The organism is Porphyromonas canoris (genome assembly GCF_000769115.1).
Taxonomy (GTDB): Bacteria; Bacteroidota; Bacteroidia; order Bacteroidales; family Porphyromonadaceae; genus Porphyromonas_A; species Porphyromonas_A canoris.
In genome coordinates this window covers 71,280-90,503 of sequence record NZ_JQZV01000013.1, presented here as the reverse complement: position 1 = coordinate 90,503, position 19,224 = coordinate 71,280, and the positions used below count along the sequence as shown (strand labels likewise).

General features: G+C 46.8%; 17 protein-coding genes. 11 read left to right on the top strand and 6 right to left on the bottom strand.

Going from position 1 to position 19,224, the window contains the following annotated elements; translation table 11 throughout:
- Positions 1 to 18 precede the first annotated feature (18 nt).
- The gene (locus tag HQ43_RS05605) at positions 19 to 666 is read right to left on the bottom strand and encodes a 4'-phosphopantetheinyl transferase family protein (RefSeq protein WP_036790915.1); all 648 of its coding nucleotides are present in this window, start codon (positions 664 to 666) and stop codon (positions 19 to 21) included.
- Positions 656 to 1,975 (bottom strand): gliding motility-associated protein GldE, encoded by a 1,320-nt coding sequence (gene gldE / locus HQ43_RS05600; protein WP_036792590.1) that lies wholly within the window; start codon positions 1,973 to 1,975, stop codon positions 656 to 658. Before gldE ends, HQ43_RS05605 begins: the two co-directional genes overlap by 11 nt.
- Positions 1,976 to 2,088: 113 nt before the next feature.
- On the opposite strand from gldE, the gene HQ43_RS05595 reads away from it, so the two are divergent.
- From HQ43_RS05595 to HQ43_RS05585, 3 genes are all read left to right on the top strand, one after another.
- Positions 2,089 to 2,637 (top strand): nuclear receptor-binding factor 2, encoded by a 549-nt coding sequence (locus HQ43_RS05595; protein WP_235305949.1) that lies wholly within the window; start codon positions 2,089 to 2,091, stop codon positions 2,635 to 2,637.
- A 69-nt stretch (positions 2,638 to 2,706) separates the two neighbouring features.
- Positions 2,707 to 5,127 carry a DUF3160 domain-containing protein gene (locus HQ43_RS05590; protein WP_036790913.1) on the top strand — a complete coding sequence of 807 codons (2,421 nt, stop codon included), beginning with the start codon at positions 2,707 to 2,709 and terminating at the stop codon, positions 5,125 to 5,127.
- On the top strand, positions 5,121 to 6,065 hold the full coding sequence (locus tag HQ43_RS05585) for a CapA family protein (RefSeq protein ID WP_036790911.1): 945 nt from the start codon (positions 5,121 to 5,123) through the stop codon (positions 6,063 to 6,065). Before HQ43_RS05590 ends, HQ43_RS05585 begins: the two co-directional genes overlap by 7 nt.
- Before the next feature lie 634 nt (positions 6,066 to 6,699).
- Here HQ43_RS05585 and HQ43_RS05580 read toward each other — a convergent pair.
- On the bottom strand, positions 6,700 to 7,041 hold the full coding sequence (locus HQ43_RS05580; RefSeq protein WP_036790909.1) for a hypothetical protein: 342 nt from the start codon (positions 7,039 to 7,041) through the stop codon (positions 6,700 to 6,702).
- Positions 7,042 to 7,173: 132 nt separating this feature from the next.
- Here HQ43_RS05580 and HQ43_RS05575 point away from each other — a divergent pair, with 132 nt between their 5' ends.
- The 5 genes from HQ43_RS05575 to HQ43_RS05555 are packed head-to-tail and all read left to right on the top strand — an operon-like array spanning position 7,174 to position 13,776.
- A complete protein-coding gene (locus tag HQ43_RS05575; protein ID WP_052103102.1) occupies positions 7,174 to 8,202 on the top strand; it encodes an ion transporter in 1,029 nt (342 codons plus the stop codon).
- Between the two features lie 24 nt (positions 8,203 to 8,226).
- A complete protein-coding gene (locus tag HQ43_RS05570; protein ID WP_052103101.1) occupies positions 8,227 to 10,896 on the top strand; it encodes a zinc-dependent metalloprotease in 2,670 nt (889 codons plus the stop codon).
- Between the two features lie 6 nt (positions 10,897 to 10,902).
- On the top strand, positions 10,903 to 12,816 hold the full coding sequence (locus HQ43_RS05565) for an ABC-F family ATP-binding cassette domain-containing protein (protein WP_036790907.1): 1,914 nt from the start codon (positions 10,903 to 10,905) through the stop codon (positions 12,814 to 12,816).
- Positions 12,777 to 13,343 (top strand): GNAT family N-acetyltransferase, encoded by a 567-nt coding sequence (locus tag HQ43_RS05560; protein ID WP_036790905.1) that lies wholly within the window; start codon positions 12,777 to 12,779, stop codon positions 13,341 to 13,343. The genes HQ43_RS05565 and HQ43_RS05560 overlap by 40 nt, the downstream gene beginning before the upstream one ends.
- Positions 13,324 to 13,776, top strand: coding sequence for a single-stranded DNA-binding protein (locus tag HQ43_RS05555; protein WP_052103100.1), 453 nt, complete (start codon positions 13,324 to 13,326; stop codon positions 13,774 to 13,776). The genes HQ43_RS05560 and HQ43_RS05555 overlap by 20 nt, the downstream gene beginning before the upstream one ends.
- Before the next feature lie 114 nt (positions 13,777 to 13,890).
- On the opposite strand, the gene queF is transcribed toward HQ43_RS05555, so the two are convergent.
- The 3 genes from queF to HQ43_RS05540 are packed head-to-tail and all read right to left on the bottom strand — an operon-like array spanning position 13,891 to position 15,721.
- On the bottom strand, positions 13,891 to 14,346 hold the full coding sequence (queF, locus tag HQ43_RS05550; protein WP_036790902.1) for a preQ(1) synthase: 456 nt from the start codon (positions 14,344 to 14,346) through the stop codon (positions 13,891 to 13,893).
- A gap of 29 nt (positions 14,347 to 14,375) precedes the next feature.
- On the bottom strand, positions 14,376 to 15,038 hold the full coding sequence (gene queC, locus HQ43_RS05545) for a 7-cyano-7-deazaguanine synthase QueC (protein WP_036790899.1): 663 nt from the start codon (positions 15,036 to 15,038) through the stop codon (positions 14,376 to 14,378).
- Positions 15,039 to 15,040: 2 nt separating this feature from the next.
- On the bottom strand, positions 15,041 to 15,721 hold the full coding sequence (locus HQ43_RS05540) for a queuosine precursor transporter (protein ID WP_036790894.1): 681 nt from the start codon (positions 15,719 to 15,721) through the stop codon (positions 15,041 to 15,043).
- A gap of 638 nt (positions 15,722 to 16,359) precedes the next feature.
- Between HQ43_RS05540 and HQ43_RS05535 the strand changes: the two genes are divergently transcribed.
- The 3 genes from HQ43_RS05535 to rlmD are packed head-to-tail and all read left to right on the top strand — an operon-like array spanning position 16,360 to position 19,152.
- Positions 16,360 to 17,280, top strand: a complete 921-nt coding sequence (locus HQ43_RS05535; protein ID WP_036790891.1) for a bile acid:sodium symporter family protein — start codon at positions 16,360 to 16,362, stop codon at positions 17,278 to 17,280.
- Positions 17,277 to 17,729: a DUF695 domain-containing protein gene (locus tag HQ43_RS05530; protein WP_036790888.1), complete on the top strand. Its 453-nt coding sequence runs from the start codon at positions 17,277 to 17,279 to the stop codon at positions 17,727 to 17,729. The genes HQ43_RS05535 and HQ43_RS05530 overlap by 4 nt, the downstream gene beginning before the upstream one ends.
- Positions 17,722 to 19,152: a 23S rRNA (uracil(1939)-C(5))-methyltransferase RlmD gene (gene rlmD / locus HQ43_RS05525; protein ID WP_036790886.1), complete on the top strand. Its 1,431-nt coding sequence runs from the start codon at positions 17,722 to 17,724 to the stop codon at positions 19,150 to 19,152. The genes HQ43_RS05530 and rlmD overlap by 8 nt, the downstream gene beginning before the upstream one ends.
- The last annotated feature ends 72 nt before the right edge of the window (positions 19,153 to 19,224 follow it).

The window sequence follows — 19,224 nt, the reverse complement described above, 5'->3', positions numbered from 1 at the left end:
TAAATATTTGGTATTAGTTTATACTGTGATTGAAGATATTGTCTCGAATGGTACTTGAACGATGCCGGGCGATGCACTCTCAGGCTTATCCGCCCATACCAATACTCCGTTATCCAAAGGTATTGCCGTTGCTTCCACAGGCAGAGGAGGCTCCTCCGCAGAGGTATATGCAAAGAAGAGCAGCCGCAATGGTGCTGCGGAAAGGACTCTCTGCAATATGATTCTGCTCTTGAACTCCGTCAGCCCTCTATGGCTCACATACTTATAGACAGCCTCTTTTGCCGACCACAAGATGCCGAAAGAGAGTTTCCCTTCCTCGATAAAAGCGTACTCCTGCTCATGGACAAACTTCTCCGCGAGCCGCTCCGCCCGTTCGGGATTATCCTCTATGTCTATCCCCGAAACCGGCCCTGTAAAAGAAACAGCAACGGCAACATGATGCAGCGAGTGCGACACAGAGATACGACACTCCGGCATCTCCGGGACAAAAGGACGCCCCGACTCCAAGTGAGCATAACGCTCCGTCAGTCCGGGAAAAGCATACCGCAGAAGCTGCTGAGCCGTCCGATGCCTGAACGCCTGCCATTCACGGCGTTCGCCTAAAGATTCATCCAGAATCTTTGTGATGAAAATGCGTCTCTCTTTCTCCTCCGGACTATTCCACATCAGGGTCTTGGAAGAATTTTACTTTGGATATACGTCTCCGTCCCATCTCCAATATCATGAAGTTGTACGGCGGTACGGAGATTGTCTCTCCCTTTACCGGAAAATCTCCTTTAGCCTCCAAGATGAGACCGCCTAAGGTATCGACCTCTTCTCCCTGCTCCAATATATCGGGGTCTGTAATCTTTGTTACCTTGAGAAAATCGGTAAGAGAGATTTTGGCATCAAAGATGATCGAACCGTCATTCAGTATTTTGTAAGGCTTGCTTTCCTCATCATACTCATCGGAAATCTCGCCCAAAACCTCCTCAAGAAGGTCTTCGAGCGTAACAAGACCGCATGTACCGCCAAACTCGTCCACGACAATAGCCATGTGCATCCGCTGACGGCGAAACTCCTCCAAGAGATCGTCGATCTTCTTTGTCTCCGGTACAAAAAATGCTTCCCTTATGATCTTCTGCCATTCAAAGGTGGCAGGCTCGGAAAGATGAGGAAGCAGATCTTTGATATAGAGGATGCCGCGCACGTTGTCAATGCGTTCTTCGTACACCGGGATGCGGGAATATCCGTTCTCTTTCACGAATGAGAGAACCTCGTCATAAGGTGTATTGTAAGGAAGACTTACCATATCCATGCGAGGTGTCATAACATGAGAGACGGTGGTACTGTAAAATTTTACAATCTCGGTCAGTAGTCCCTTCTCCTCTTCAGCATCTGTGGTGAGCTGAATAGCCTTGTTCAGCTCTTCGGGACTCAGCTCATACTTCTTGTACCCAATGCCTTTGCCCACAATGGATCCGAGATAAACAAGAAATTTACTCAGCGGATAGAAGATCTTCTTAAAGACAGCCATTACGGGAGCAGAAGACCTTGCAATCTGCAACGCACGCTGTTGGCAGTATATCTTGGGCAGGATCTCTCCGAACAGCAGAAGCAAAAAGGTGAGACCTATGACCTGGAACAGAAATCCCATCATAGGTGCTGCGGAGAAGTCGAAAACACTCTGAAAGATATAAGTGGTGAGCATCACGATGGCCACATTGACAAGGTTATTGCCGATGAGGATAGTGCCCAAAAGATGTTCGGAGTCTCTCAGAAGATGTTCCAGAGTATGATCATTGGTGTGTTTTTGCTCCTTTATCTCTTCCACTTCTTGAGGAGAGAGTGAGAAGAATGCCACTTCGGAGCCGGACATGAATGCCGAAAGAAAGAGTAGCAGAATACTTATAGCTATTGCAATGTATATGACCAAAGAGAGTGGCATTACCTCTATGGCCGAAAAAAGCGAGGATAAACTACCGTCAGGGTCCACGTAAACTTTTGTGATGTATTGGTTTGCTGCGCTAAGATACAAAAAAAGGGATAACCCGAATTGAAAGCAGTAAAATATCTATATTTGTATCGAAACACCACACAACACATACAATGGGCAGAACTATCCATACAATGTTGCCTCTCTTGATGATTCTTCTCGTTGCTTCATGCGGTCGGCAGGCAGACAGAGTAAGTTGGAGAGAGGGACGGGGACGCTCACAGGTCTACTTGGAAAGGATCACAGACTCCAACTACAAGCTTCACATGGTAAACTGTAGAGGCAACCGCTCCTCGTGGAATCTCCCTTATCCGGTTTACAGATTCGATTACGGCGATATTTGGGGCGATTCCACTCCGGAGATAGTAGTGGGTGTAGAAAAAAGTACAAGATTCGACCCTGTCGTGCGTAAGCGTCTATTCTTGTATCGCATTGCGGACAATCTTTATATCCGTCCCCTTTGGCTCGGCTCCCGAATGGGTGGTCCGCTGTATGATTTCCGTGTGGACAGGAGTTGTTCTCCTGCTCGTGTGCGAACGATAGAGCAGGAGCCTTCGGGCAGTTATTTGGTTTCAGAATATCAGTGGAGGGGCTTCGGTCTCAAATTTGTTTCTTACATCGCGCGAGAGATAACGGAAGAGGAGGCAAAAAAGATCTTGTAAGAAAGAGTTTCTGCCCCATACCACCCAAACAACAAACGGCTTAAACATACATTTTCAAACTATAACCTCATGAAAAAATTAGCATCTGTCATCTGTCTGATACTTTTCATTGCCATCGGAGGATGTACTTCAAAAAAAGAAAATAGCGGAGAGACTCCGGCGGAAAAGAGTGTCCCATTTTTTGGGGATTCTATGCTGCCACGCTCATTAGACCTTAATCAAGAGATCGAAGCCTATACAATGGAGGAATTGTTGCTATTGCGAAACTATCCGTATGCCATTCACGGACTCTACTTCATGGATGCAAACATCAACGGATTCTTCTCAAGCAGCACCGACTGGTACACCAAACTGTACGAAGAGGCCTTTGAGCAGTCAGAAGAGAACGGCACAAACTTCCCGACAGAGTACAGCGACATCACGCTCTCTCCCGAAGAAGCCGCTTTTGTTGCCAGAGTGGATAAGCGGATAGAGGAGCTTAAAAAAGAGCAATATATAGTCAAAGGCAATCTTCGTTTGGGCAATACCAAAATGATCGTAAACGATCGGCAGTTTTACGAAGTGGATTCCCTGTTCATGAAGAACCTTGAAGCTTTCAACTTTACCATCGCTTACGGCACGCACGAACAGCTATTCCACCTGTACGAACAGAACGACTATGAGAACATCCCAAGCTTTATCACCACCGATCTTTTCCTGCAAACCTTCCACATGTACTTCTCTTATGTGCTGAAGTCTCTGGAAAAAGAGATCTTCATACCTGCCATAACAGAAATCTCCGAAAGCATGTACAGAAATGCCACACGCATTTCAAAGGAGACGGGAGAAGAGAAAATAAAAGCACTGGCAGAATACACCGCAGCGTTCTACGCTATTCCGTACTATCTTCTAACGGGAGAAAAACTGCCGGTAGCGGAAAAATATGAAAATGCCGTAGCAGAAGAGATCAAAAATATACTCAAAGAGAAAAGCTCCATGTCGGCTTTTCTTGCCACAGGTGCGGATTTCCCATTCGATTTATTCAAACCAAGGGGCAATTATACACGTTCGGAGCAGACCAAAGCCTATTTCCGTGCAATGATGTGGCTGCAAGTTGCCTACTTCTGCCTCGATGGCGATGAAGACTTTGAGAAAACACTCTTTCAAGCGATCCTTTTAAGAGACAGCAAAACCAGAGAAGGCAAATCTATCGAAGCCCTCTATGATGGCATGTATAGCCAAACGGTATTCCTCGTAGGTGAGTCGGACAACCTCTCCGTCATGGATGTTGTCGGTATCATGCGTAAGAAAAACATCTCAAAAATGGGTGAAGCATTAAGTGCAGAGGGCATTGCCACAATCCGTAAAGAGATGAAGTCTCTTGCATTACAGAAGAACAAGATTTCGCCGAAGATAGAACTTACTTGCCATGATAAGATCAACTTCATGCCTCAACGCTATCTCCCCGACAACGAGATCCTGCAAGAATTGGTGGATATAACCCCTGATAGCAAGAGAGCATTCCCTAAAGGCCTTGATGTTTTCGCTGCTAACGGCTTGACGCAAGCAGAGGATATTCTGAAAAACTTCTATAACGAAGATCTGAATTGGAGCGGCTACTCCGGCGAGCTGGATAAGCTTAAAGAGAAGTTCCGCACGTACAAACCGGCAGAGCCACCGCTATACAACAGATGGTTGGAATCGCTGTTTACAATGGTACGTATGGACAAAAATGTTCCGGACTTCATGAAGACTAAGGAGTGGGGGTACAAGAATCTCAACACAGCATTGGCTTCATGGGCAGAGCTGAAGCACGATGCCATTCTCTATGGAGAGCAACCGGTTGCTGCCGAATGCGGTGGAGGCGGTCTTCCGGACCCTTACGTCAAAGGATATGTAGAGCCCAACCTTCCTTTCTGGGAGAAGATGAATGAGATCCTGGATGTAACGAAAGCGTTGCTTGAGAAGCACAACTGTCTTACCAAAGATTTAGAGTCGAAAACAGATCAGCTTCAAGGACACATCCTGTTCCTCATAGATGTAACCAAGAAAGAGCTTGCAGGAGAAAACCTGACAGAAAACGAGCACCTGATGATAGGGGTTTTGGGAAGCTACATAGAGGACTATACCCTGTCGATATTGGATCCGGGAACGTTTTTTAGTTCCTGGACCTATGTAAAAGGTCCCGATCGCTCCGTTGCGGTTGTGGCAGACATCTATACTCGCAATGTACTGGAATGTAACAAACAAGGTGTATTGCACGTGGGTACAGGCTATGTCAATCCTATCTATGTCGTAGTGGAGATAGACGGATTCCTTTATCTCACACGCGGTGCCACCTTCAGCTACTATGAGTTTGTGCGTCCGCTCAACGAGCGACTCACTGATGAAGAGTGGCAAAAACTACTTGAAGAGGAGAAAGCTCCGGGCATACCGGATTGGATGAAGCCTCTCGTGGTGGGCAAAGCTCCTAAATCTGACGACAGAGAACAGTACAGCTCCGGATGCTGACAAGAGCCATCCTGAACATAGTATGCCTGCTGCTCTCCGCCTCTATGGCAATAGCAGCCCAAACATCCGGAGAGGAGACTCTCTCCATACTCTTTACGGGCGATGTCCTGCTGGATAGAGGCGTAAGGAAAGAGATAGAAAGAAGAGGGATCGATGAGCTTTTCTCATCGGTCTCTCCTCTGTTTTATAAGGCGGATGCCACGGTGATCAATCTGGAATGCCCCTTAACCTCTCTTCGCACACCGATAAACAAGCGGTTCATCTTCCGAGGAGAGCCGGAGTGGGCAAAGGCTCTGGCAAAAGCAGGTATCACGCACGCCGCGATGGCGAATAACCACACCAACGATCAGGGCATCGGAGGCATTCGAGACACTTACAGGCATCTCAAAGCATCGGGCATAGCTCCGCTCGGCTACGGATACACGGATGCCGAACGCTCCACCCCTGTTGTCATCGGTAAAGGAGAGGTAAAAGTGGCACTCTTCAATACGGTACTCATCCCGTTGGAAGGCTGGTTCCCTCTGCCCCAAAAGGCGGGAATATGCCAGCATAGTGCTCCCAAGCTCTCCGAAACGATACGGAAGTACAAACGCAGAAACCCGAAAACCTATGTCGCAGTAGTGGTACATTGGGGGACAGAGTACCGGACACGTCCCTCCGTAAAGCAGGTAAGGGATGCTCAAACCCTTTTACAAGCAGGAGCGGATATCATTGTGGGGCACCATCCGCACGTGCTCCAACCGATCCGCAGAAGCGGAGAGAAGTATATCTGTTACAGCTTGGGCAACTTCGTTTTTGACCAGAAAGGCGAGCAGGAATCGACCTCACTTATTGTGAGATTCGACTTTTCTCCCAACGGCATAGCCTGCCACACCTACGATGTGAAGATTGTAGACTGCAAACCTACCCTTACAAGCTCTACCCCCTCTTCTCTCTAAACCTTTTCCTTCTCTCGTTTCGGCTCACATTTTTCTCTTGCCGGAGTGATTGGTGAGAGTCATTGGTGAAATTTTTAGGTAGTTTTTATACAAAGACGGAAGCCGTCCGGGAAGGCGATTTTTCCCCTCCGCTTTCTCCTCTTTTCAGGTCATCACGAAGCATAAAGTCCGTATTCTATTCATAACCAACAGAATATAAAAGAGCCCGATTCTCAAACTTTTTCCCCTCGGACGGATTCATGGGCATAATTTTGGTTAATAAACAGCCATTTTAGAGCTACCGTCTGTTAATAAAGATCAATGTTAAAATCGCCCCGAAAAGGGGCAAAATCAGGCAAAAATCAGTAAAACTCTGACAATCAACCCTTTTCGATAAAAATCTAAATACGTTTATCGAATCCGGTAAACGTGTTTAATGAAATCGGTAAACGTGTTCACTGAAAAATTAAACACGTTAAGCCGACAAAATATGCTCGTTTAGCGTTTTTGCTTAACAGGTATCGAAATTAGTGTTAATAGGACAACTCCGATTTAACACAATTCCCGGCTCTCAAAACAGAGGTGAGAATCAAAATAGAGAGAGCCGGAAAGGGGGAATTTTCGGCGGGATGAAATATATAAAAATCGCCGGTCGTTACTCCTTTTTCTTAGCCTCCTCCACCTCCATATAGAAGAGGTACATCCCATCCAAAAGAGTAAAAAGAATCGCCATCATCTGAAGGGTGATCTGATCGGTAAGGAACATCGTAACGACAGAAAAGAGAAACAGCAGATAGAAAAGCGGTATCTTGAACAGACTCTTGACTTTACACTTCCACACCGGCCACAGCATCGAAATGGCGACAACAAGAGAAAGATAGAGCAAAATCGTGATCGCAAACTGTGGCATACGCATCATGATGACCAGAAAAAAAGCAGCTGCAAGAAGGGCAAACACCACGATATATCTGTAAAGAGCTTTCTTGTGAAAATCCATAGGAGAATATTGTTCCCGTTTCGGGGCTGAAGATGATGGGCAAAAGCAACCGAAAAAGGAGATAAAACAACACTTTTTCAAGACTCTAAGTTAGTGATTATTTTTTCATCAATAGACTAAAAATATTTATCTTTGGACGATAAAAAGCCAATCCTCAATGCGGTCGAAAGCAGTAAAGGATCGGCACCGGTGAGAATGAGAGAAATGTCCGACAATACCGCTCCCAATCCGGAGCCACAAAAGAGAGAACACACAGCAGGAGCCTGGTACGGCAAAGAGCGCTTGCACGAAGTCCTTTTCGGGACAAATACTCCGGCAGGCAAACGATTCGATAAGATCCTCCTCGTGATGGTGGCTCTCAGCGTTTTTGTAGTCTTTATAGACTCCAGCGTCGGCGTGGAGAGCCCATGGAAGCAGGTGTGCAACGTCCTGGAGTGGATCTTTACGCTCCTCTTTACCATAGAATATCTCCTCCGGCTCTACTGCTCTACCAAAACGATGCAGTACGCTTTCTCTTTCTACGGAATAGTGGATCTGCTCTCGACCCTTCCCACTTACCTTGCCATCGCATTCTCAGGAACGCACTACATGTTGGTGCTCAGAGTACTCCGTTTACTGCGTCTGTTCCGAGTGTTTCGTATGGGTGGTGCCATACAGCAAAGCCATCTGCTCTACGGAGCTATACGAAAGAGTACACCGAAGATAGCGGTATTCATGCTCTTTATTGTCGTTTTGGTATCCATCTTAGGCTCTCTCATGTATCTTGTGGAGGGGGATGTGAACCCGATGTTCAACGACATTCCACGATCCGTTTACTGGGCAGTGATCACCATAACCACGGTGGGCTATGGAGATATTACGCCTGTAACATGGGCAGGTCAGCTTATATCCATGGTGGTGATGCTGTTGGGGTATTCCATCATTGCAGTACCGACAGGTATCGTCAGCTCTGAACTCACAAGAGCCGAACGGCACAGAAGAGATCTCGAAAAGAAAACAAAGAAACAGTCCGACGGCACTACTGCCTCGGCGGCATCCATCTACTGCTATGCGTGCGGACATCCGTCCGAAGACCCCGAAGCAGTCTATTGCAGCCGCTGCGGCACTCTCATACTGAGACCGAATGCGGACGACGAACAGGATGAATCATATAATACTTAACAACCAATATTTACAAATTCGCTTATGAAGACAAACAAATGGCTTATAGCCATGACGGCAGCGATGGTGGTATCCGTTACGATACCGGGCGTACCTGCCGTTCTTGCTCAAGAAAAGGGGCAGGAAACCAAGACAGAAAAGAAGGAGAAGAAAAGCAGCTGCATCTCCAGAATCTTTATGTCTAAGAGAGCAAAGCAGAAAAAAGCCGCAGAAGAGGCAGCTAAGAATGCCAAGCCGGATCCGGAAGCTGAGAAGTTTAAGGCAGCGGTAAAGGATGCGAAAGAGAGCCAAGGGCTTTTCACCACTTATTTGGACGATAAAGGCATGCTTCATCTTGCTTTGCCGGAAGAGATCTTCACAAATAACGACAACTTCTTGCTCTCCAACAGAATCTCTAAAACGAGCAACCCGAATGAACATGTGGCAGGACAGATGGTTACAGATCCGTTCCTTGTTCGCTTCACAAAGGATAAGCAGTCCGTCTATATGCACGAGGTGAACACTTACATCTCGGTTGCAGCCAACGACCCTATCATTCCCTCTTTCAAGAAAAACTATTTGGATCCGATCATTCGCGTGTTCCCGATAAAGGGTACAAAGGATGGTAAGGTACTCATAGACGCTACTCAAATCTTCGTTGGAGGCGAACGATATCTCTCTCCGGTGGGTACACGTACGAAGATGCCTACCGCTCCGCTTCCCGGCGGATCGAGAATAACATCCGTGAAAAACTTCCCAAAGAATATCGAAGTAAAGAGTCTGATGTCTTACAGAACAGACCAAGCCTACACTCTTGAAACACACCGCTCGCTTGTCCTACTGCCAAGAGAGCCGATGCAATCTCGTTTGCAAGATAACAGAGTGGGTTACTTCAGCTCTTATCGCACTCGTTTCACAACGGATAAAGATAAGATAGAAAACTTCCAAATCATTCACCGCTGGAGAGTAGAGCCTAAAGACTCTGCCGCCATGGAAGCTTACAAGCGCGGAGAAGTGGTAGAAGTGAAGAAGCCTATCGTATTCTACGTGGACACCGTATTCCCTAAGAAGTGGAGACAATCCATTCTTGATGGTGTGGAAGACTGGAACACGGCTTTTGAAGCTGCCGGATTTAAGAATGCCGTAGTAGCTAAGCTCTACCCGAATGCACAGGAAGATCCTGAGTTTGACCCGGACGACTTGCGCTACTCATGTATCAAGTATGCTGCGACAGAAGTACCAAATGCCATGGGACCAAGCTATGTAGACCCTCGCAGTGGTGAGATTCTGAATGCCGATGTGATATGGTATCACAACGTTATAAGCCTTCTACACGACTGGAGATTCGTTCAGACAGCTGCTGCAGACAAGCGAGTTCGCACAGATAAGTTTCCGGATGAAGTGATGGCAGAGTCTATGAGATACGTTGCTGCTCACGAAATAGGACACACATTGGGTCTTATGCACAACATGGGTGCGTCTTACTCTTTCCCTATCGACTCTCTGAGAAGTCCGTCATTCACTCAAAAGTACGGCACTACCCCAAGTATCATGGACTATGCACGTAACAACTTCGTGGCACAACCGGGCGACTTGGAAAGAGGTGTGCGCCTTACTCCTCCGAATCTCGGTGTTTATGACATTCACGCTATCAATTACGGCTACCGTCTGATCCCCGGCACTAAAAATCCTGAAGATGAAAAGGCTACACTCCGTAAGTGGATAGAAGCCAAAGATCATGATCCGATGTATCGCTTTGGTGCACAACAGATCATCTCATTAGACCCGACAGACCAAATGGAAGACCTGTCCAACGATCACATCAAAGCCGGAGATCTTGCTATCAAGAACCTTAAGTTCATCATGGCAAACTACGAAAAGTGGTTGCAAAAAGATAAAGAGCGTACAGACGATCTACTGGATGTGCAAAATGCTATCGCCATGCAGTATTTCAGACATGTAGGTCATGTTATTCCTCATCTCGGTGGCATCATTTATACTGAAAACAGACAAGGCGACAGCCAAAATGCCGTAACGTATGAGCCGAAAGCGAAACAGAAACAAGCGATGAACTGGTTGGACAATCAGTTGCGCACTTACCGCTCATGGCTATTCCCTGAGGCACAATATCTGAAATACGGAACACGTCTTGCGCTGTACGATGTGATGCCCCGCGCTGTTATTGGTCAGATCTTTGCCGACTACCGTCTTGCTTTTGTGGCACACGGATACAAGGCAGATCCTAAGAACAACTACTCTTTGGATGCTTACGTAAACGATGCTGTCCGTATGTTGTTCCGCAAGAGCTACGAAGGTAAAAAGCTTCAAGACATAGACCGAGACATCGAAGACGCTGCTCTTAATTCTCTTCTCACCTCATCAGGCCAGGTTACGGTTGTAGTAACTGCACAGAAAAGATTTGAAGAGTTGATGGAAGACGCCAAGCCTCAATGGCAATGCAGCCATGGCTGTACACACAACCACAAGCATAGCGATAACAATGCCGAGCAAGCCGATAAGGGAGAAACCTCATTCTTCCGTATTCCGGTATTTGCAACTATCCCTGCAAATGTGAAGCAAGCTCTCATGTACGAAAAGGTGCGTGAAATACAAACGCTTTACAAGTCCAGACTTGCCTCAGCCGCAGATAAGGACAGCAAGCGCCACTATGCTTACTGGGTGAACCGCCTGCACAATATTTTGGACAAGAAGTAAGACAACATGCTATCTGTACAAAATTTAGCTGTTTACTTCGGAGCGGACACGCTCTTTTCGGGTGTCTCGTTTGTGATTAACACAGGCGAGAAAGTGGCTCTTACCGGATTCAACGGAGCCGGAAAGACTACACTCATGAACATCATAGCCGGAAAGCGTTCTCCCTCCGAGGGTATAGTATCTCTTCCTTCGGGGAGTGTGTTGGGATATTTGTCCCAACACCTCCTTCCCGGAGAAGGGAAAACTGTTTGGGAAGAGACGGAGACCGTTTTCGGTGATATTCTTCAGAAGAAAGCGTATCTGGAATCACTGTCCGGACAGTTGATGAAAAGAGAGGATTTTTCTTCCGACTCATACATGGAGTTGGCGCAGAAAGTATCCGACCTGACCGATGAGATTGCTATCCTCGACAGCGACAACTACAAGGCACAGATAGAAAAAACGCTTTTCGGACTCGGATTTGTCCGAGAAGATTTACACCGTCCCACTTCCGAGTTTAGCGGAGGATGGAGGATGCGGATAGAGTTGGCAAAGATTCTGTTGCGGAAACCCAATCTTCTTTTACTCGATGAGCCGACCAATCATCTGGATGTAGAGTCTATCGTTTGGCTGGAAAACTTTCTGAAACAATCCTCTTCCGCCTTGCTTTTAGTATCGCACGACAAAGCCTTTGTAGACAATATAACCACTCGAACATTAGAGCTTTCCAATAAAAAGATATACGATTACAAAGTACCTTACTCCCAATATCTCACTTTGCGAGAAGAACGCTACGAACAAGAGATGCGGGCTTACGAAAATCAGCAAAAGAGCATCCGTAAGACCGAAGAGTTCATAGAGAGATTCAGGAGCAAGGCTACAAAAGCCGTTCAAGTGCAAAGTCGCGTGAAGCTATTGGAGAAGATCGACCGGATAGAGGTCGATCGCATCGAACGCAGAAGCATACACTTCCGCTTCCCGATGCGCATTGTTTCCGGTGCTTATCCTCTGAAAGTGGAAGATTTAAGGGTCTCTTTCGGAGAGTTGGATGTACTAAAAGGGGCAAACTTAGAGATCAAACGCGGGGAGAAGATCGCCGTAGTCGGGAAGAATGGAGCAGGTAAGACAACGCTTCTTCGGGCAATACTCGGAGAGCTGCCCCATACGGGAGAGATCACATTGGGGCACAATGTCGAAATCTCCTACTTCTCCCAAAATGCCGCATCGCTTTTAGATCCCAAACTCACCATCTACGACACCATAGACCGAATAGCCGTAGGGGACATTCGCCTCAGGATAAACGACATTCTTGGTGCTTTCATGTTTGGAGGAGAGACCTCCGAAAAGAGAGTGGAAGTACTTTCGGGAGGAGAAAAGAGCCGCTTGGCAATGATAAAGCTACTGCTCGAACCGGGCAACCTGCTTATTCTCGACGAGCCGACCAACCACTTGGATATCCACAACAAAGAGGTTCTGAAAGAGGCCATTCTGAACTATGAGGGCACGGTACTCATAGTCTCTCACGACCGTGATTTCCTTTCCGGTCTGGTAACAAAGGTTATAGAGGTCAAAGATGGCATTGCCATCACTCATCTCGGAGGTATAGACTACTATCTTCAGCTACTTCAAGAGCGCATAGAGACTCCCGTTGTCAAAAAGAGTGTACCTGCTGAAAGCGGAGAGATTTCGACCAAAGGAAAAGAAGATTATCAGCGCCGGAAAGAGACACTGAAGAGAGTACGAAAGTTGGAAAAAGAGCTGGAACAGCTGGAGGAACATATCCAAAAGGAAGAAGAAGAGCTAAAATCCATGGAGGAGAAGTTCGCTCGCAACGAGACCTCACCGGCTCTTCTCGAGCAGTATTCCAAGCTGAGCGAAACGCATAAACGCACATTAGAACAATGGGAAGCCTTGAGCATGGAAATAGAAGAGTGCAGTTAGAAGACCTTTCTGCCGAAGAGATTTTTAAGCTGGTCAGGGCTTATGTAGAGCTTTTCCCGCGTGAAGAGCGGCGCACATTCCGTAGCTTGGCAGAGCGGCAGCACTATATCTCTGTTTATAAAGAGGGCGGAGAGATCATAGCTGTGGTGATGTCCTATCCTCTTTCCGGCTCTTTTTATATAGAATATCTCATGGTGATGCCCGACTATCAGGGGAAAGGATTGGGGACAGAGATACTCAACGACCTGATGAAAGAGTATGAGGACAAGGATATTGTACTGGAATGCGAACATCCGGAAGCGGGTCAGAATGCCATCAGACGCATCAAGCTATACCGTTCGCTCGGCTTCGAGCCGGAAGATATTCCTTACTTTCAGCCACCATACCGCCCGGAAGAGTCGCCCACTCCGCTTCTGCTCATGAGAAAAAAGCGGACAGACTCCCCGATAGAGAGTGTTGTATCCGAGCTTTATGCCGTAGTCTATAATGTTTCAGACTTCATTTCTTATGGGAAAGACTTACAATAAAATCATTCTGATAGGTTACGTCGGATCGGATCCGGAGATCAAGTACTACGACTTCACCTCTCTGCGTGCCCACTTTTCGCTTGCAACCAACGAGAGAGGCTACATCAATAAGGAGAACGAAAAGGTAGATCCTCAGACCGATTGGCACTCCATCTCCGCCTTTGGTGCAAATGCCAAGTTCGTGGAGAGCTATGTCAAGACCGGACAGCTGCTGTTGGTAGAAGGGAAATTGCGCTACAAAAGCACGCCAAATCATAAAGGAGAGATCTCCAAAACACCCATGATCGTTGCCTCTTCCATCGAAATTCTCGGAGACAAATCCGCTTCGCCCCTACCGGAAAAGGATAAAGAGCAGGAAGAAACACAGGAACCGATCCCTTGGGACAAGATGATAGAGACACTGGAAAGCGATGTAAACGATCTCCCATTCTGATTGTCTGAGCCACACTATTCGTCCAAACATCCCTACGAAATAAGAAACAGGGCTGAACTAATATGGAAGTTCAGCCCTGTTTCTTTGCATAAGTCATCAAAAATGGCTCTGCGCTTACTCTCTTGTCATCAAACGTTGCTCCGCCATGCGCTCGTACTTCGTATCGGGACGACCATAGTTGGCATACGGATAGATGGATATTCCTCCGCGTGGAGTGAATATGCCCGTAACTTCGATATACTTGGGATTCATCAGAGCAATAAGATCCTTCATGATGATATTCACACAATCTTCATGAAAAGCGCCATGATTGCGGAAGCTGAACATATACAGCTTCAAACTTTTACTCTCTACCATCTTCATGTCAGGTATGTAACTGATGCGGATCTCCGCATAGTCCGGCTGACCGGTAATAGGGCAAAGACTTGTAAACTCCGGGCAGTTGAAGCGCACCCAATAGTCATTATCCGGATGCTTATTATCAAAAGCCTCAAGCACCTCCGGTGCATAGTCTTGCTTGTACTCCGTTGTGCGTCCCAGTAGAGAGAGTTGATCCTTTAGTTCTGTCATACGTTTTTTTATCTCTTTCTGTTGTTAAACTATCGGGGATTCCTGTTCGAGAGATACTTCTCCAGTCCTTTGCGTCTGAGCGTACACGCCGGACAGGCACCGCAACCATCGCCCGGAATACCATTATAGCACGTCAAGGTCTTATGGCGTATAAGTTCCAAGACATTCAGTTCGTCCGCCAAAGCCCATGTTTCCGCTTTATCCAGCCACATCAGAGGAGCATGGAGGACAAACTCATCGTCCATGGCAAGATTGAGCGTAACGTTCAGGGATTTGATAAAGCTGTCTCTGCAGTCGGGATAGCCGCTGAAATCGGTCTGAGAGACCCCGGTAACGATATGTCGGATACCCTGTTCTCGTGCATAAACGGCAGCAATGGAGAGAAAAAAAAGATTTCTTCCCGGAACAAAAGTGTTCGGCACACTGTTCTCCGGCTTCTCTTCATCCATCTTTATAGAGCTGTCCGTCAGAGAGTTTCTACCCAAAGAGCCTATAAAAGAGACATCTTTCACCTCAAGAGAGATGCCGGCTTCTGCGGCAATGGAGCGAGCCAACTCTATCTCCTTGACATGTTTCTGCCCGTAAATGAAGCTTATGGCTCGCACGTGAGCGAATGCTCTCTTTGCCCAGAAAAGGCACGTGGTAGAGTCTTGACCGCCACTGAAGACGACAAGAGCCGTATCCAGATACATTGTTACAGGTCTTTTATCTTCAAGACATTGTAAGAGATGTCGGTGTCATAGACATCGATCCCCTCGATTCTCTTGATAGCTTTGACGACACGAATGGTTATAGGCAGAATGATCACCTCATAGAGCGACTTGAGGAAGATCTGCAAAACCATGATTCCGATAATCTCACTCCATCCGATGATACCGCCAAAGGCTATCGGGAAGAAGATCAGAGAGTCGGCTGTCTCACCCACGAGTGTGGAAGCAACGGCACGAGCGGAGAAGTTTTTCCCCTTGGTTGCCACCTTCATCTTACTCATCACATACGCATTAAGGAATGAGCCGACCAGGAAAGCAGTCATACTCGCCACCAAAATACGTGGTGCCATACCGAAAACAAAGTTGAAGTGCTCCTCTCCCTCCCAGAACGAAGCCGCAGGCAAAGCCACAGCGATAAGACCAAGAATACAGACAAAAGCATTCATGGCAAAGCCGCTCCAGATGATGAGACGGGCTTTCTTGAAGCCCCACACCTCTGCGATACAGTCGTTGATAATATAAGATACGGGAAAGACCAGTAGTCCGGCAGTAACATCAAGCCCTGCAATGTGGATAATCTTAGTCTCAAGAAGATTAGCCGCAATCAGACACACGTTAAAGAGTATGCCGAGCAGCATGAAAGGTACAGATACTTTTTCTTTCATTTTTCCTGTTTTTTACGTGGTGTTCTAGAATACACGGCCGCGGTTTGCGACAATAGTTTCGTAAAATTTGGGTGCAAAGGTAAGCAAAAATTCTTTGACACAAAAAACGCAATCCCCAAATCTTCTCTACTCTTAACCTTTAGTAATGAGACCATTACTCCCTCTCTTAAAAGCCTCTCCCCCCTTTCTCTCTTCTCTGATAGCGTTGTAGAGCTTCTCTAAACAGATTAAAAAATCCTGCTGAAAGCATATATTTTTCTCTCTTAACGGGATTAGTAATTCCAATCAAGTCTCGACTTCCGGAAATCAAACCTTGAATGTCTAAAGTCAAGTCTTGGTTTTTGCAAATCAAGCCTCGATTTCATCGCGTGGTCAGCTTCGGAGGATTTTATAAATCCTTTAAGAATACTTTATGAAGCCGTTCGGAAGATTTAAGAGATGGCTTGGTATTGTGAAATATTCTCCTGCATTCATACAGCTCTCTGTGCTTCATCTTTTTAGTCGCTGCTTAATATCTTCTTTGAGGATCCGCTCACAGGCAAAGCAACAATTATTGATAAACCTTTTTCTCCTTTTCGTGGTATAGACCTTATTGAGTACCTTTGCATTGCCAATCCTGAACAGGGATAAGCAAAGCGATGAAACAGACCGGCTGGATACAGACATTCAAAAACTATCAGCTCCTTTGGGCAATGCTCATAGGCGTGATACTCTATCCCATTTTAAGCAATATGGGGTATCTGATGCCGTGGCTGCTATTTATCCTGCTTACTCTCAACTATACGAAGATCTCTCCCAAAAGCCTTGCGCCATCATGGGTGCATCTGCTCCTGCTGGTGCTTACGCTCATCTGCGGTACGGCAGCCTATCTTGCTCTGAACAAGGTAGACCACTTGCTGGCAATGGGGGCGCTTCTGATTTTTCTTACGCCTACGGCAACAGCTGCGGGTGTTATCACCAACTTTTTGGGAGGGAATATCTCTTTCGTTACCTGCTATCTCTTTTTGGGCAATATCCTCTGTGCGCTGGCTGTTCCGGTAATGGTCTTTGTGGGGGGATTCGATCGGGAGGCGAATGCAGTGGAGACGTTTTTCAGCGTGATCTCACAAGTGGCGTTGATGGTAATGGGTCCGCTCGCCATCGTATGGGTGTTGAGATACTTTTTTCCACGACTGCATTCCAAGGTAGAGCATGCAAGCAAATATTCCATACTGGTATGGTCTTTTTCGCTGGCTATAATTGCGGCTACCACCATCCGCTTCTTCTTCGAGCATCAAGAGATGAGCGGCTTCTTTATATCCTCCTCTCTTGTCGTGGCATTAGTGATCTGTCTTTTCTGCTTTGCCGTCGGAAGATGGATAGGAAAGAGATATGTGGGAAATGCCGTCACGGTGGGGCAGAGTTTTGCACAGAAAAACACGGTATTGGCTATATGGATAGCAACCACGTACATACATCCGTTGGCATCGCTGATCCCGGCAGCATACGTCTTTTGGCAAAATATAGTGAACGCCATACAGCTGGCACAACACCGAAAAAGAGAACAAAGTAAGATATGAAACTGAGTAAAAAGTGGTTCTTCGCACTGGCAGAAGGAGAGAATGGCAGGACGGTTTTTGTGAATGGCCGTGTAGACATTGCAGAACATAGAGGAAGCGGGAAGTACCCTGTCAGAGTGGATATATTTTGGAAGTACGATGAAGATGCGGAAGGACTCCCCTCGGCAGAAGAGTCGAAGTCGATAGAAGCATGGGGAGATGCCGTTCGTCGCGCCATGGAGAAGAACAAACTTGCCATCTGCGTACTGAAAGCAACGGGAGACGGCGAGGCAAGCTGGTCGTATTACACAAGGAACATAGAGGCTTTTCAAAAGACTCTCAACGAAAGCACAACCGATTTCCCTACTTTTCCGATACGCTGTCATGCGGAACGAGATCCGGAATGGGAAGCATACGATGAAGTGCTGACCTTGGAGAGCGAAGCCATAGATAAGAGAGAAGATGAGTAGAAAAAGACAAAAGGAAAGAAAGATACTGGAAGCCGTCCGTATAGAAGAGATGGCTGCCGAAGGGAAATCTTTGGCAAGACTGGAGAATGGAAAGGTGTTGTTTGTACCTTTCACGGCTCCGGGTGATCTGGTCGATGTACAGCTCGGAAGGAGCAGAAGCTCTTTTGCCGAAGGGCGTGTGGTGAAAATCTTGGAGCCGTCTCCGCATCGTGTCGAACCTCGTTGCCGTCATTTCGGAACATGTGGAGGATGCAAGTGGCAACACGTTCCTTATACCATGCAACTGGCGATGAAAGAGCGTCAGGTATATGATCAACTCGAACGGATAGGCAAGATAGAGCTTAAGGACAGACGCTCTATTCTCGGCTCCAAAGAGATATTCGAGTATCGGAACAAGATGGAATACACTTTCTCCAATAAGCGTTGGGTTACAGCGGAAGAAATGCAGGAGATCGGCGATGGAGATGTTGGTTGCCGGGCGGGATTAGGGTTTCACATTCCCGGTATGTTCGATAAGGTGCTCAACATAGAGGAGTGCCACCTGCAGATAGACCTGTCCAACCGGATCCGTCTCTTCATCAGAGATTTTTGTCTGGCTCGTCCGGAACAATACCCGTTCTTCGATCTTAAAGAGCAGGTCGGGTATATGCGCAATCTGGTCATCCGCACCTCTTCGACGGGAGAAGTGATGGTGCTGGTCATCTTTCACGAAGAAGACGAAGAGAAGAGCAGGACACTTCTCGATGCCATACTGGAACGGTTTGGAAACGAAATCACGACACTGCTCTACATAGTCAATCCGAAAAGAAACGACACCTACAATGACCTCGACATGGTAACCTATCATGGCCCCGGATTTATCATGGAAGCCATGGAGGAGTTGCGCTTTAAGGTTGGACCGAAATCGTTTTATCAGACCAACTCCAAGCAGGCTTACGAGCTCTACTCACAAGTACGAGAGATGGCAGGCATACAGCCTCACGAAGTGGTTTATGACCTGTACACCGGTACCGGGACTATCGCTTGCTTCCTCTCCAAATCCGCTTCAAAAATAGTGGGGATAGAGTATGTCGAAGACGCTGTAATAGATGCAAGGCACAATGCGGAAGATAATCAGCTTGACAACTTGACCTTCTTCGCCGGAGACATGAAAGATGTTCTCAATGATGAGTTTATACGGACACATGGCAAGCCGGATGTGATCATTACGGATCCTCCACGTGCCGGGATGCATCAGGATGTCGTCGAAACCATTCTTCGTGCAGCTCCGGAACGCATCGTGTACGTAAGCTGCAATCCTGCCACACAGGCAAGAGATCTTGCAATGATGGACTCTCATTACAGCGTGGAGCGTGTACAGCCGGTAGATATGTTCCCTCACACCCATCACGTGGAGAATATCGTTTTATTGCACAGACGATAATAGAATTGAAATTATCCCCTCTTATTTGTATTTTTGTATCAGTATTAAAATATAACACGCATACCTTATATT